The sequence below is a fragment of the Mesobacillus subterraneus genome, assembly GCF_023715485.1.
Classification (GTDB): domain Bacteria; phylum Bacillota; class Bacilli; order Bacillales; family Cytobacillaceae; genus Mesobacillus; species Mesobacillus subterraneus_B.
This window is the reverse complement of record NZ_JAMBOF010000015.1, coordinates 36,727-51,717: the sequence shown is the minus strand read 5'-3', so window position 1 is coordinate 51,717 and position 14,991 is coordinate 36,727. Positions and strand designations below refer to the sequence as shown.

Annotated in this window: 16 protein-coding genes; 14 read left to right on the top strand and 2 right to left on the bottom strand. The window is 42.3% G+C overall.

The genetic code is table 11. The annotated features are described in order from the left end of the window. Positions 1 to 225: 225 nt before the first annotated feature. The 9 genes from M3204_RS18590 (at position 226) to M3204_RS18550 (ending at position 8,852) form a co-directional block, all read left to right on the top strand. Entirely contained in the window at positions 226 to 402 is a 177-nt protein-coding gene (locus M3204_RS18590; RefSeq protein ID WP_251485812.1) for an amino acid transporter, read from the top strand. Between the two features lie 14 nt (positions 403 to 416). Next, positions 417 to 863, top strand: a complete 447-nt coding sequence (locus tag M3204_RS18585; RefSeq protein ID WP_251485809.1) for an NUDIX hydrolase — start codon at positions 417 to 419, stop codon at positions 861 to 863. A 306-nt stretch (positions 864 to 1,169) separates the two neighbouring features. Continuing rightward, positions 1,170 to 1,313 (top strand): hypothetical protein, encoded by a 144-nt coding sequence (locus M3204_RS18580; RefSeq protein ID WP_251485807.1) that lies wholly within the window; start codon positions 1,170 to 1,172, stop codon positions 1,311 to 1,313. A 16-nt stretch (positions 1,314 to 1,329) separates the two neighbouring features. Beyond that, positions 1,330 to 1,656 (top strand): hypothetical protein, encoded by a 327-nt coding sequence (locus tag M3204_RS18575; RefSeq protein WP_251485806.1) that lies wholly within the window; start codon positions 1,330 to 1,332, stop codon positions 1,654 to 1,656. A gap of 196 nt (positions 1,657 to 1,852) precedes the next feature. Continuing rightward, entirely contained in the window at positions 1,853 to 2,896 is a 1,044-nt protein-coding gene (locus M3204_RS18570) for a histidine kinase (RefSeq protein WP_251485804.1), read from the top strand. Beyond that, positions 2,874 to 3,500: a response regulator transcription factor gene (locus tag M3204_RS18565; protein WP_251485802.1), complete on the top strand. Its 627-nt coding sequence runs from the start codon at positions 2,874 to 2,876 to the stop codon at positions 3,498 to 3,500. The genes M3204_RS18570 and M3204_RS18565 overlap by 23 nt, the downstream gene beginning before the upstream one ends. Positions 3,501 to 3,657: 157 nt before the next feature. Next, complete coding sequence (gene mutS / locus M3204_RS18560; protein ID WP_251485800.1) at positions 3,658 to 6,321, top strand: DNA mismatch repair protein MutS; 2,664 nt, start codon at positions 3,658 to 3,660, stop codon at positions 6,319 to 6,321. Positions 6,322 to 6,353: 32 nt separating this feature from the next. Next, a complete protein-coding gene (gene mutL, locus M3204_RS18555; protein WP_251485790.1) occupies positions 6,354 to 8,273 on the top strand; it encodes a DNA mismatch repair endonuclease MutL in 1,920 nt (639 codons plus the stop codon). Between the two features lie 129 nt (positions 8,274 to 8,402). Then, positions 8,403 to 8,852: a hypothetical protein gene (locus M3204_RS18550; RefSeq protein ID WP_435367736.1), complete on the top strand. Its 450-nt coding sequence runs from the start codon at positions 8,403 to 8,405 to the stop codon at positions 8,850 to 8,852. A gap of 325 nt (positions 8,853 to 9,177) precedes the next feature. Here M3204_RS18550 and mreBH read toward each other — a convergent pair whose 3' ends face one another. Further along, a complete protein-coding gene (mreBH, locus tag M3204_RS18545) occupies positions 9,178 to 10,185 on the bottom strand; it encodes a rod-share determining protein MreBH (protein ID WP_251485773.1) in 1,008 nt (335 codons plus the stop codon). 276 nt (positions 10,186 to 10,461) lie between these two features. Here mreBH and miaA point away from each other — a divergent pair, with 276 nt between their 5' ends. Both miaA and hfq read left to right on the top strand, forming a co-directional pair. After that, positions 10,462 to 11,415, top strand: coding sequence for a tRNA (adenosine(37)-N6)-dimethylallyltransferase MiaA (miaA, locus tag M3204_RS18540; RefSeq protein ID WP_251485770.1), 954 nt, complete (start codon positions 10,462 to 10,464; stop codon positions 11,413 to 11,415). 29 nt (positions 11,416 to 11,444) lie between these two features. After that, positions 11,445 to 11,675, top strand: coding sequence for an RNA chaperone Hfq (gene hfq / locus M3204_RS18535; protein WP_214902219.1), 231 nt, complete (start codon positions 11,445 to 11,447; stop codon positions 11,673 to 11,675). On the opposite strand, the gene M3204_RS18530 is transcribed toward hfq, so the two are convergent. Next, complete coding sequence (locus M3204_RS18530) at positions 11,672 to 11,824, bottom strand: hypothetical protein (protein WP_251485768.1); 153 nt, start codon at positions 11,822 to 11,824, stop codon at positions 11,672 to 11,674. The two genes, hfq and M3204_RS18530, sit on opposite strands and share 4 nt — an antisense overlap. A 460-nt stretch (positions 11,825 to 12,284) precedes the next feature. Between M3204_RS18530 and spoVK the strand changes: the two genes are divergently transcribed. The 3 genes from spoVK (at position 12,285) to M3204_RS18515 (ending at position 14,783) form a co-directional block, all read left to right on the top strand. Continuing rightward, a complete protein-coding gene (gene spoVK / locus M3204_RS18525; RefSeq protein ID WP_251485756.1) occupies positions 12,285 to 13,232 on the top strand; it encodes a stage V sporulation protein K in 948 nt (315 codons plus the stop codon). 99 nt (positions 13,233 to 13,331) lie between these two features. Then, entirely contained in the window at positions 13,332 to 13,562 is a 231-nt protein-coding gene (locus tag M3204_RS18520; RefSeq protein ID WP_251485753.1) for a glutaredoxin family protein, read from the top strand. Positions 13,563 to 13,763: 201 nt separating this feature from the next. Further along, positions 13,764 to 14,783, top strand: a complete 1,020-nt coding sequence (locus tag M3204_RS18515) for an STAS domain-containing protein (RefSeq protein WP_251485750.1) — start codon at positions 13,764 to 13,766, stop codon at positions 14,781 to 14,783. The last annotated feature ends 208 nt before the right edge of the window (positions 14,784 to 14,991 follow it).

Below are 14,991 nucleotides of genomic sequence, written 5' to 3'. Positions count from 1 at the left end.
GCCGCCAGCCCCGCGGAAAGCGAAGCGCCTGGAACGAAAATCAACAGCCTAATTTAACAGAGCCTTTCGATTAAGAGCATCCTGCATCAGGTAACCAATAAACCTGAAAAACTAAAATCAAACAAATGAAACCATATATGAATCTTTTACTTTCAGCTAACGTAAATAGTGGTACAAAGTGATACTCATATAACAAAGGATAATTCTTAATAGGAGGAGATTAACTTGTCAGATAAAAAACCCATTAATGATGCAATGGAACACATGAACCAAATTGAAGGCTACCCAACGGATGTCGACTTAAAAAAACTACCTAAACCGCTTCGGTATTTTGGCTATTTTGTCTTTGGATTTTTTTCAGTTACGATCTTGTTTATGTTGTTCATGAAGCTTATGGACTGATTGAGGTAGAGAAAATGATTAATTTTGGTAATAAGGAACCTGGAGTTCGGTATGTCAGGAGACCAGCTGTATATGGAGTCGTTTTTAATGACCCACATGACAAAATCGCTTTAATTCAAACTGCTGATGGAAAATTTTTTTTACCTGGTGGTGGTTTGGAGAGCGGAGAAAGCCATGAAGAATGTCTTAGAAGAGAAGGCATCGAAGAAATGGGAATGCTTGTTGAAATAGGAGGATTTATCGGAAGTGCCCGGCGCTACTTTTACTCTTCAAATGAAAGGAAACACTATTTAAGTGAGGGACATTTTTATTTTGGTAATTTAGCAGGAAAGGCAGGAGTTCAAGCTGAAGCAGGCCACTTTCTCAAGTGGATGGAGCCTTCCAAGGCAATGGAACGGTTGTTCCATGAACATCAAAGCTGGGCTGTTTGTAGGGCTGAGGAAATGATCGGATTCTTTTAAAAAGAAGAGATAGGTTAAACTGTTTAACGAACGATAATGGGGCGGAAACGAAGATTACTGTCCATCATCCAGGTGATGACGGACAATAATGGAGCGCAACTTATTATTACTGTACGTCATCAAAGTCCGGGTGGACAAATATAAAATGAGTTGTTGGGAAAATGAAATAGACCAAAATACCTCTTTCGTTTCATGTCCGCTTAATGGTAATGTTAGGATATTAACATCCCTCATAAGAAATTTGTTTACCGCAAGGAAAAAACGGGAAAATATTTTCTAGAACAGTCAAGAATAATGAGGGCGATTATGGAAAACAACTTTGAGTATCGAATCTTTCATGAAGAACTTAGAAGGCTGCATAAAGAATTCCAAAGATGCATGGATGTCAGGATAAGGAAAGAAATATCAAAGGACATTGAACTATTGGAGAACGCGATCAAGACAATATAAAGCAGGAGATTTTTCAATGAATAAACTATTAAATGACCCAGAATTCCTTCGTTTCTGTGAGACCGCTTTGCCAATTGAAGTGGTGGAGAAATTTACAAATAACAATATCCGCGGTCTGGAAAATATCGCATTAAGATCAATTTCAACAAGAAAAAAACTCCCGGCAAATGTGGTGAATGTTTTGCTTGCCTATTTTTATAGCTACTTTGGAAATCAGGTGTATAACCGCAATGATGTGGCTCGGCTTTATGATTACTGGGCATCCAAGGAAATAAGGACCATGCCGCAGGCAATCGAAATGGCAAATGAGGATATTGAACAAGTATTGACCACAATAAAATAATTTTGTGAATTTAGGCAGGCTGAATTTCAGCCTGTTTTTTTTTTTGGAGCGGATTATCTTATCCAAGAATTAGTGTATTTTAAAACATTCACCTAATGTTAATAATCCAGCTGCCGTTCCGTAGAAAATAGGGGTTAAAATGTAAGAGTAAAGAGCTTCGTAATCCTGTTAGATGATTTTTTTTCGGGGGATTTATATGTTGATGCAGAAGGAAGTTTTAGCTGAAATTGTCGACCACTTGCCTGAAGGAATTATCCTGATGGATCAAGGGCGGACGATACATTATATGAATGAAAAAGCTTTTGCCATGACGGGCTGGGAAATTGGCGAAAAAGTACCTTATTGTACGTATTGCCAGGATCGGGAGGTTGAAAAAGACGAAAACCGCTGTATTTTAACTTCGGACGATCCGATTCCTTTTTTTAATTCACATATGGCTGTGTATGAAGGACTTGAAGAATTTGAAATGTCCTTAAAGAAACTGAGTACATCGGATCGAGAATACTTTATCCTCAGAATCCGTCAGCCCATAAAAAATGAAAATAGTGAACGGGCCCGATTACATGAACTGCTTGTCCAGGAGACGATGCTAGCCCAGGAAGCTGAGCGGAAAAGAATTGCCCGGGAGCTCCATGACCACATCGGTCAAAGTGTCTATAGCATTTTTCTCGGTCTGGAAGTAATCAGACAAAATATTAGCGATGAAAAATACCAGAACCATATTTCAAATATGGTCAATGTCATGGAAAAGACGCTCAGTGATATTAAACACCTCACTAAAAGCCTAAGACCGGAAATTGTATACGACATCGGTTTGAAGAAATCCTTGGCTGAGGCAGTGAAGGACTGGAGGAAGCTGTATCAAATCGATATCTTTTTACAAATCGATATCGAACAGGACCATCACTTCGATCCGGAAAAAGAACTGCATTTGTTCCGGGTCATCCAGGAAAGTGTCGCAAACGCTGTTCGGCATGGTCAGGCGACATATTTGTCCATTCATTTAAAATCGTACTATCAATATATCTTTTTCAATTTATATGATAATGGCAACGGGTTCATTGCAGATGGCTGTAAAAGCAATGGACTTGGCCTGAAACATATGTATGAAAGGTGCAAGATGCTAAGTGGGGACATCCGTTGGATTAGTAAGGAAGGTGGTCCAACTCGGGTAGAAGGGTTTGTTTCTTTAACACGAAGTGAGGGAGAGAGAGAAGATGAATTTAATGATCATCGATGACCATGAAATCGTGCGAGACGGGTTAAGTATGCTTTTGCAGCAATCCTTTTGCGTTGATGGCAGGATGTGTGTGTGCGATGGTTATGAGGCTCTGAAGGCGGCTGAAAATTTCTCTGCCGATTTGGTCATGCTCGACCTCTCGATGCCGGGCGGCCTGGATGGCTTGACCACACTTGAGCGGTTGCGAAAAATACTCCCAGATGCAAAAATTGTTGTATTTTCAATGCATGATGATATCGGTTACCAGAAAAAAGCCTACGAGGCGGGTGCTGACGGTTATTTAATCAAGCAGCTTAAGCGTGATGACCTCGTCCAGTCACTTGATTTGATACTGGCCAATCAGAAAGTGTTCGATAACCATGTGTTTGAGGATGAATCTGATGGTCATCATTTTCATCAGATCGATTTGCCGATCACAAAGCGAGAAAAAGAGGTCTTCATCCTGACCGTAATGGGATACTCACAAAAAGACATCGCTGAAAGGCTGGATATATCGGTGAAAACAGTTGAAAACCATCGTCAAAAAATAGGAGAAAAGCTGGAGACACATAAACGGTATGAATGGGTAGAAATGGCACGGAAACATAATGTATTTCAAACGTAGAAACAGGGCAGTCACTGGTCCTGTTTCTTTTTGCGTCTAAAGAGAATTATCCACTGGTAATTCTTTTTAAGGGGATTCTATCGAAAATTAACTTTTGTCGAGTTATAATAGATATTTAGAGTAATAGATCGAAACAAAGTGAATTTTGGAGGATAATATGGCTACATATACCCCTATGATCAAGCAATACTTGCAAGTTAAGGCAGATTACCAGGATGCCTTTTTATTTTTTCGCCTGGGCGACTTTTATGAGATGTTCTTTGAGGATGCCCTTAAGGCTTCCAAGGAACTCGAAATCACGCTTACAAGCAGAGAGGGCGGCGGTGAGGAACGCATTCCAATGTGTGGTGTGCCTTACCATTCCGCTCCTAACTATATTGAACAATTGATTGCAAAGGGATATAAGGTTGCAATCTGCGAGCAGACTGAAGATCCGAAAACGGCAAAGGGTGTGGTGAGAAGGGAAGTTGTCCAGCTGATTACTCCGGGCACAATGATGGAGGGGCGCGGTCTAACGGATAAAGAAAACAATTTTATCGCGGCTGTTTCCGTTTTTCCTAATCACACGTACGGTTTCGCCTGCAGTGACCTGACGACAGGTGAAAGCAGGGCGACATTAATATCGGGGAATATTGATGAGCTGATCAACGAACTGTCGATGTCTGGCGCAAAGGAAGTCGTCATCGAAAGCTCACTCTCACCTGAAATACAGAAGAAGCTGAAGGAGCGGTCGATTCTGGCGTTATCGATGGAGGATAACACTGAACAAAATGACAGCTTCCTAGAACTTTTTGCGGACCTTGATAATGATCAGTTAAAAGTGACTGCTTCCAGATTGTTCAATTACTTGTACAGGACCCAGAAACGAAGCCTGGACCATCTCCAAAAGGTGTCTGTTTACAAAGTCCAGCAATTTATGAAAATCGATTATTTTTCGAAGCGTAATCTTGAGTTGACGGAAACAATCCGTTCCACAGCTAAAAAAGGCACGCTATTATGGCTGCTTGATGAAACAATGACGGCTATGGGCGGAAGAATGCTGAAGCAATGGATTAGCAGGCCCCTTATTGATAAGAAAGAAATCAATTCCAGGCAGGAAATGGTCCAGCTTTTTGTGGACCAGTTTTTCGAGCGCCAGGAATTACGGGAAAAGCTAAAAGAAGTATATGATTTGGAGAGGCTCGCAGGAAGGGTTGCCTTTGGCAATTTAAATCCAAGGGATTTAATGCAGCTAAAAAGGTCTTTACTCCAGGTTCCATCTTTAAAGCATATTTTAGAGAGCCTGCCCCATGAAGAAGCAGTCAGAATGGCTGATCGCCTTGACCCATGTGAAGAGGCTGCGGATTTGCTGGAACAGGCAATCGTTGACAACCCGCCAATGTCCGTGAAGGAAGGCAATATCATCCGTGATGGATATGACGAGCAGCTTGATCAGTACCGTGATGCAAGCAGAAACGGAAAGACATGGATTGCGATGCTTGAACGCCAGGAGCGCGAAAAAACAGGCATTAAATCCTTGAAGGTCGGCTATAACCGGATTTTTGGCTACTATATCGAAGTAACAAGAGCAAACTTGCATTTACTGCAGGAAGGCCAATATGAACGAAAACAGACGCTTTCGAACGCTGAGCGCTTCATCACTCCTGAACTGAAGGAAAAGGAAGAATTGATTCTCGCAGCAGAAGAAAAAAGCGTTGAACTTGAATACCAGCTATTTACCGGCATCCGGGAGACAATTAAGGAATACATTCCTAGACTGCAAGCACTTGCAAAGGCACTCAGTGAACTGGACGTCCTCCTTGGATTTGCCGAGCTGAGCGAACAGCGCCGATATGTGATGCCCGTATTTTCGGCAGACAGGAAAATCGTCCTGAAGGATGGCCGCCATCCAGTTGTCGAGAAAGTAATGGATGCTCAGGAATATGTGCCGAATGATTGCTATATGGACGGAGAGCGGGAAGTTCTTTTGATCACCGGGCCAAATATGTCAGGTAAAAGTACGTATATGCGCCAGATTGCCTTGACAGCAATCATGGCACAAATCGGCTGCTTCGTCCCCGCATCCGAGGCATCGATGCCGATCTTCGACCAGGTGTTCACTAGAATCGGTGCGGCAGACGATCTTGTATCTGGTCAAAGTACGTTTATGGTTGAAATGCTGGAAGCAAAGAATGCGATAACCAATGCCACGAATGACAGCTTGATTCTGTTTGATGAAATCGGCCGTGGTACTTCCACATATGATGGAATGGCTCTCGCCCAGGCGATGATTGAGTATATCCACGATAAAATTGGCGCAAAAATGCTGTTTTCAACTCACTATCATGAATTGACGACATTGGAGAATGAATTGTTCAAACTTAAGAATGTCCATGTGAGCGCCGTTGAACAAAACGGGAAAGTAGTATTCCTGCATAAAATTCGGGAAGGTGCAGCAGATAAGAGTTATGGTATCCATGTGGCACAGCTTGCCGATTTGCCAGCAGAGCTGATTGAACGCGCAGCAGAAATTTTACAAATACTAGAGCAGACTGACGCCCAGGTTACAAACGAACTCCATGGACAGAGAAGCGGAGGAATGGTTCAAGAGTCTGCTATATTCGCGTCACAAAACGAACAAAGCAGACTGCAGGCTGCCGAAACAGCAGCCGCTGCACAGCTATCGTTTTTTGATGAAGAACCAGCACCCAAAAAGGAAAGTGCAGCAAGCAAAAAGGAAAAGCTGGTCCTCGATCAACTGAGCGGAATTGAAATCCTTGATATGACTCCGCTTCAAGCGATGAACGTGCTTTATGAATTGCAGAAAAAGCTTAGAAATTAAAAAGAAATGAATCAAATGCTGGAGGTGAGGATATGGGAAAAATCATTCAGCTTGATGATGCTTTATCGAACAAAATAGCAGCTGGCGAGGTAGTCGAACGCCCGGCTTCCGTCGTGAAGGAACTGCTAGAGAACTCGATAGATGCCGGCAGTACGGTGATCGAAATAGATCTGGAAGAAGCAGGGCTTGCGAGAATCAGGATTACCGATAATGGCGATGGCATAGAAGAAGACGATGTTCTTGTCGCCTTCCAGCGCCATGCGACCAGCAAAATCAAGAATGAAAATGACTTGTTCAGGATCAGGACTCTTGGATTCAGGGGCGAGGCACTGCCGAGTATTGCTTCCGTTTCGAGGCTTGAAATGAAGACGTCCACAGGTGTTGAGGGGAATAAAATCACGATAGAAGGCGGCAAAGTCGAATCAATCGAAAAGGCAGACAGCCGCAAAGGAACGGACATATCGATTACAGACTTGTTTTTTAACACCCCAGCCCGCCTTAAGTATATGAAAACCATCCATACTGAGCTTGGAAACGTTACTGATGTAGTCAACAGGCTTGCGCTGGCAAATCCTGATATTTCATTCAGGCTCGTCCATAATGGCCGTCAGCTATTGAAGACGGCAGGCAATGGTGATGTACGGCAGGTATTGGCAGCGATTTATGGAATCAATATGGTGAAGGCAATGGTTCCTATCTCAGGGGAATCATTAGATTATAAAATCAGCGGCTATATCTCGATGCCTGAAATCACAAGGGCATCAAGGAATTATATATCGACGATGATAAATGGCCGCTTCATTAAGAATTATGCCCTTGTAAAAGCGATACAGGAAGGCTATCATACCTTGCTGCCAATCGGCAGATACCCAGTTGTCCTGCTGAATATCGAAATGGATCCATTGTTGATCGATGTGAATGTACATCCTTCCAAAATGGAAGTGCGTTTAAGTAAAGAGCAGGAGCTTAATGAGCTCGTTTCTAACGTAATCAAGAACGCATTTAAAACGAAAGCGTTGATTCCTGCTGGGTTTGTCGCACAGAAACCGGAAAAGACAAAGTCAGAACAAATCCTTATGGATCTTGATCATTTACCAGCCCATGAGAGAACAACTTCAATTTCCAGGACAGACAGCAAACCAATAATTGAAGAAAAGGCTGCTGAACTAAGCAAACGTAATCAAGCAACCGAACAAAAAGATTATCCATTATCGGAAACTCCGAATTGGAAAAATGCTTTTGTAGCCGAAGAGACTGTGATGAATACCGCTTCAAGTATAGAGAAGCTGCAGGTAATGGATGAAGAGGAAAGTTTTCAAGAAGTTGATCCTGATAGTGCTCAACTGCCAGCGATTGAAGGGACAAGTTCACGGGTTCCGCCGCTTTATCCAATCGGACAGATGCATGGAACCTATATTCTGGCACAAAATGAACGGGGCTTATATATAATTGACCAGCATGCTGCCCAGGAGAGAATCAAGTATGAGTACTTCAGGGATAAAGTAGGCGAAGTAGCGACAGAGCTTCAGGAAATGCTTGTGCCAATCACGCTTGAATATTCTGCTGATGAATGTATCAAAATCAATGAGCATCAGCATGAACTTGAAAAAGTAGGTGTCTTCCTTGAGCCGTTCGGCTACAATAGCTTCATCATCCGCTCCCATCCGCAATGGTTGCCGCACGGCGAGGAAAAAGAGCTGATTGAGGACATGATCGAACAGCTGCTGGCGATGAAAAAAGTAGACATTAAAAAGCTGAGGGAGGATGCAGCCATCATGATGAGCTGCAAGGCTTCGATCAAGGCAAATCACCATTTGCGAAACGATGAGATCCAGGCATTGCTCGATGAATTGCGCAGTTCCTCAGATCCGTTCACATGTCCGCACGGCCGGCCGATCATTGTTCATTATTCTACTTACGAAATGGAAAAAATGTTCAAACGGGTAATGTAAACATAGGTATACAGAGACAGTGTTCCCACCCGGGAAGCACTGTCTTTTTTATGGGGGAAATTTCAGAAAATATATATATAGTATAAAATTATTTTCGGCAGTATATTTAAGGTAAGAAGAAGAATGGAGGTGCTCCATTTGTTTGGCTTTTTAGTATTCTTTATTTTAATCTTCATCGTTGTCTTTATCATTGCGTTTGCCTTGAAAAACAAAGAAAAAGGGGGAGAAGACGTGGTCAGGCATTTATATACTTACTTGGTTTTGTTTGCGACGTTGATGATGGTCATTGGCGGTGGTGTTTCAATATTCATGGCAACAGCAGATCTTGTCAGCCCATCAGGCTATTATCAAAGTTTCACAGAGTACAAACAAATGAACATACACGAAAAGATTGAGGGTAGCAAAAAAGAAATTAGCGAGGAGGAACTAAGGACTAATTATGAGCTATATCTCAAGGAAGAAAAGGCAAGACAGAAAAACCAAGCCATTAACCAAATCATCAAAAGCCTTGGCTTTATTGTGATTCCATTGCCAGTGTTCCTGTACTTCAATAAACTTCGGAGACAATATGTAGAATAACTTTCAGGACCCTGTATCCATTCAGGCGCGAAGACTCCTCAGAAAATGCTAACGCATTTCCATCGTGCGTGGGCAGGCTCGAGGAAGTCAATCAATGTCCTGCGGGATCAGCCGGACAGGTGAGACCTAAGTTGAAATGGTCCACGTGAAGTAGCATTTAACCCCGCAGACTCCAGCGTCGGCGAGGAGGCTCAGCGCTGGCCCCGCGGAGAGTGAAGCGCCTGGAATGGAAATCAGCGGACCATTTTCACAAGCCTTACTAAAAATAGAGAGGGTGTCCCAAAAGTTTATAACTTTTGGGACACCCTCTCTTACATTTAAAAGATTATCTCACAGCTGGCTGCAGCTTATGGATGTACTGCAATGCTTTACCAGTACCGATTGCTACAGATTCTAACGGATTTGGCGCGATATGGACAGGAACGACCATTTCACCGCCCAGCCAGTCTTGGATTCCGTTAAGCAATGCACCGCCTCCTGAAAGGATCACACCGCGATCTACAATATCACCGCTCAATTCTGCAGGGCAGTCTTCAAGCGTTGCGCGGATTGCTTCCATGATATGAAGGAGGGATTCCTTGATTGCGTCCCTGATTTCATAAGAATTAAGGGTAACAGTCTTTGGAAGGCCTGTTACAAGGTCACGGCCACGAATATCCATTTCCATCATTTCATGGTCAACAAGAGCATAGCCGATTTCCATCTTAATTTTTTCAGCCGTTCTTTCACCGATTAACACATTGTACTCTTTGCGGACGTATTGAATGATATCCTCGTCCAATCTGTCCCCGGCAATTCGAATCGAATGGCATGCTACGACGCCGCCATATGAAATAATCGCAACTTCAGTTGTTCCGCCGCCGATATCTACAACAACGTTCGCTACTGGCTCATCTACAGGAAGGCCAGCCCCGATTGCAGCTGCTACAGGTTCTTCAATAAGGTGAACCTTTTTTGCACCAGCATTCCTGACTGCGTCCTGGATTGCGCGACGTTCAACACTTGTGGAACCGGAAGGGGTGCAGACAACAACATCCGGTTTGCGGAGTGAAAAACCACCCTTTTTCGCAGCTTTTTTCATGATGTGCTTAAGCATTTCTGTAGTGACGTCGAAGTCAGCGATAACTCCATCCTTCAATGGGCGGATGGCGACAATCTTGCCTGGAGTCTTCCCGATCATTTCCTTCGCTTCCTTGCCTACTGCAAGGACATTCTTTGTTTCAGTATCAATCGCCACGACGGAAGGTTCATTCAAAGCGATTCCTTTATTTTTACTATATACTAGTGTGTTTGCAGTTCCTAAATCGATGCCAATTTCTGTAGTTGATAACATTCGTTTTCACCCAGTTCTATATAAATTAGTAAATCCATCATAGACTTCTATTAAACTACCATGAATTTGGGGGTGAAAGGGGTTTTGTTACGGAATCGTTATCTAATTGTAAAAGTAGAGGAAAATTTTTTCAGGAAAGCTGAAACTATGAATACTGCCTGAAAGAAAAGGGTATAATGCATAGATGTTCAACTGCTTTCTATTTAATGGTAAGATAAAATTATATGGCTGGGCAACTAAGTCAACATGTAAATTGAAAAGGCAGTGTGAAATTTTTTGAAAGAAAAACAGAAATTGATTGTGTTAATTGGACCGACAGCTGTCGGTAAGACCAAGCTTAGCATCGAATTGGCTAAGAGATTCAATGGTGAAATCATCAGCGGTGATTCCATGCAAATTTATAGAGGCATGGATATCGGGACTGCGAAAATCACTGCTGAAGAAATGGAAGGTATTCCGCATCATTTAATTGATATTAAAGAGCCAGATGAAACTTTTTCAACTGCAGAATTCCAGGACCTCGTCCGCAAAAAAATCGCCGAAATCAGCTCTAAGGGGAAAATTCCCATGATTGTCGGGGGTACAGGATTGTACATCCAGTCTGTTATGTATGATTATCATTTTACAGAGGCACCTTCAGACCCCGATTTCCGAAGCCGTTTGGAAAGAGAAGCAGAAGAACATGGTCCGGAATTGTTGCATGAAAGGTTGTTGGATGCAGATCCTGAGAGTGCTTCGAGAATCCATCCGAACAATGTGCGCCGTGTGATCAGGGCACTTGAAATCGTCCATTGCACTGGAAAAACAGCGTCGGAGCTGCAAGAGAACCAATCTCCCGAGCTATTGTACGATACAGCAATCATCGGATTGACGATGGATAGGGAAATGCTTTATAACCGCATAAACCTTCGAGTCGATCTAATGATAGAGGAAGGATTGCTGGATGAAGTGAAATTCTTCTATAATGAAGGATTAAGAGAGTGCCAATCAATTCAGGCAATCGGCTATAAGGAACTTTACGATTACTTCGATGGCAAAATTTCTCTTAAGGAAGCGATCGAGAATTTAAAACAAAATTCACGCCGCTATGCAAAAAGGCAGCTAACCTGGTTTCGAAACAAGATGAATGTGGAATGGTTTGATATGTCAGTGTCAAATGATGCTGAAAAAAAATTCGCCGAAATTTCCAACTTCATTGAAGGAAAGCTCGAGATAAAAGCGAATACATAATAATAGAGATAAAAGAGGAGGATCCGCCCATGAAACAAGTGAACATTCAGGACCAATATTTAAACCAGTGCCGTAAGGACAATATTAACGTGACCGTTTTTTTATTGAACGGATTTCAATTGAGAGGCCAAATTAAAGGCTTCGATAATTTTACCGTTCTTTTTGAATCTGATGGAAAGCAACAGCTTGTCTATAAACATGCCATTTCAACCTTCGCACCGCAAAAGAATGTTCAGATCGATTATGAAGGCCAGGCTTAACTAAAATAACGAGCAAGAGACCCGCCAATGGCGGGTTTTTTCTTTGTAAAATAAGAAAGTATAAAATTTACTTCGAGAATTGTCCAGCTCCAGCGCCTAGCCCCTCGAGTCGCTTCGGTCCGCCCAATGAAGTCAAAGAACGACTTCACCGGTCGGCCCTCCAGCGCTTGTCGGGGCTGACCAAGGCGCTTGCGCTTTTCTTATATGGAATGGTATTAAGCCCAGAAATATAAAACGCTTAATGAAATGGGGCAGATAAAGAACGAATCAGCATCTTCAATGAAAAAGATATACCTGTTTTATCAGATCCTAATGAATAAAAATGTAAAATCCTTAGCATTTGAGATTTATTTTAAAATGAATTACCGCCTCCCGGAATACATATAAATATAGGAGTTTATTTCTTGGGAAACCGCAGATTCTGACAGGGAGAGAAAATTGCTGGAGGAGTTTGTCAAAAGAGGCCTCAGGATGAATTGATTCGATTCCCGAATATACTCCACAAACAATATGAAACTATGCCGGAATGATGGCATATGCCTAGAATAGGCAGTTACCTAAGATACAGCTGAGGTTAGTATATTGTTTCCAGAATGAGAGGTGAAATCTTTGGACCAACCGCTTCGAAAGAAAAACAACGGTCAAATCAGCATTGTCTTGAATGCGGAAAAACGAAAATCGCTGACAAAGGAATTGCCTGATGTGCAGCTGGTCCCAAAGTCGATCCCGCAAGAGCACGCAGCCTTGAAGGAAATTGAGGAAGAGCTCGGGACGCTTGTTGGCATGGAAGAAATGAAACGTATGATCAAAGAAATATATGCATGGATTTATGTCAACAAAAAGCGGGAAGAAATGGGGCTGAAAGCAGGGAAACAGGCCCTCCATATGATGTTCAAGGGAAATCCGGGCACTGGGAAGACGACGGTGGCCCGAATTATCGGCAAGCTCTTCTTGAAGATGAATGTTCTCTCCAAGGGGCATCTGATTGAGGCGGAAAGAGCTGACCTGGTTGGAGAATATATTGGGCATACTGCGCAAAAGACGCGAGATCTTATAAAAAAAGCGCTAGGGGGCATCTTGTTCATAGATGAGGCTTATTCCCTCGGACGCGGAGGAGAAAAGGATTTTGGCAAGGAAGCCATTGATACGCTTGTAAAGCATATGGAGGATAAGCAGCACGAATTCATCTTAATCCTTGCCGGGTATTCACGTGAAATGGATTACTTTTTAACATTGAACCCAGGGCTTCATTCAAGGTTTCCACTCGTAATTGACTTTCCGGACTATTCAATTGAACAGCTTATGGAAATCAGCCAGAGAATGCTCAAGGAGAGAGAGTACAGTCTCAGCCACGAGGCAGAACGAAAACTGCGTGAGCATTTGATTTTGGTCAAATCGTCGCTCGGTCCCGCTGCTTTTTCGAATGGCCGTTATGTCCGCAATGTGATTGAGAAATCAATCAGAGCCCAGGCAATGCGACTGTTGATGCAGAACCAATTTGACAGGCACGAACTGATGACAATTCGAAGCAATGATCTAGTTTTTTCAGATGATTAAATGGAGTAAATAATGTCAGCAGCTAATGTTGACATTATTTATTGTCTTTGTTAATATACCCTTATGGGTATATAAAACAGTTTATAGGAGGAATTTACAATGAACGATATCACAGTTTACACTACAAATACATGTCCTTATTGCACAATGCTGAAGAACTTCCTGGACGACAAAGGCATCACTTACAAGGAAGTTAATGTACAGCAAAATCCATTTGAAGCACAAAAGCTTGTAGATGCTACAGGTCAAATGGGTGTGCCTCAATCAAATGTAAATGGCAATTGGGTATTAGGCTTCGACCCTAATTCAATCATGTCATTCTTGAAGTAAGACCAAAGGGATTTCAGCCTTGAGCTGGAATCCCTTTTTTATTGAGAGATAAATTTAATCAGGATCATCTTTTTTTTACACTAAAAAGGTTTAGACTGCATCTTTTTGGGTAAAAAGAATGAGGTTCGACTACTTTTTATAGTTACCGGGGGAAAATATCGAAGTACTTCTAAATAATATATATAGATAAGGGGTAAATATATGGGGTCTAATTATAACTATGATGTAGAAGGTATAAATTTCAGCTGGGATTTGAAAACGGGTAAATTCTCATTTGAAGGCCAGGATGCTGTCCTGTTCTGGATATCATCGGCAATGAAGACATTCTTTGACACAATTGAGGAGATTTCCGGTGAAGAGGCATCAAACTTAGTGTTTGAATCTACAGGTTTCCGCCAGGGGCTGGTCGTGGGCCAGTATTTTGAGAAAATGAAGGAAGTCAGTGTCGCAGAAGCGGCGGAAATGATTACGAATACATATGCTTCAGCGGGCTGGGGTATGACGATTATTAAAGATCTGGACTTTGAATCGATGACATTCACGGCTTTTATGAAGGACAGCTGGGAACATAAAGTAAACGTGGCGCAAGGGAAAACCAAGGGTGGGAGCTTCCTTCCGGCGCATTACGCTGGAGTTTTCTCCGGTCTTTTTGGCACAAACATCTGGTATAAAATTACTCAGCACCAATTGGAAGGCCATGATCACAGTGTGATTGAATATTTTCCTGCTGATGTAACAATTTCGGATAATATCCATCAGCTGGCGCGCAAAAAAGAATCTGAACATATCAGGCACCTCGAGAATCTTGTGGATGAGAAAACTGCAGAGTTAAAAGAATTGGTAAATAAACTTTCCTCACCGATTATCCCAGTTTTAGAGGGAATCGTCGTTGTCCCGCTTATTGGGAAATATGAAGAAGACCGCGCAGACCAGTTACTTGTAAATACTCTCGATAGACTTCCGTCATACAAAGCAAGCTACCTGGTACTTGATTTAACGGGAATGGAACAGGAAATTGGCCCGCATGCTGTCAGCTTAATTGAGAAGATAGGTTCTGCTGCAAGATTGATTGGCACGAAAACGATTCTTGTTGGCATTTCTTCATCACTGGGAATTGAAATAACACAATCAAACATTAACTTATCAAAATTCGATTGCTTCCAAACCCTTCAGCATGGAATCCATTACGCAATTGGCCAGATGGGAAGGAAGATTATCTAATAGAAGACAGGCTATAATGCCTGTCCTTATGTAAATATAAGCGCTCAGGCAAGCTCGAGTGGTAAGGCGAATCGCATTAATGAAATTGAAGAGCATTACTTCTGAGTAGTTTTAAGATTAGTTCTTCATAATACAGAAAAAGCAGAGTGAATTCATGAATGAATTCACTCTGCTTTTTTGTATTATTTGCTTTTAGCTGAGGGTGGTC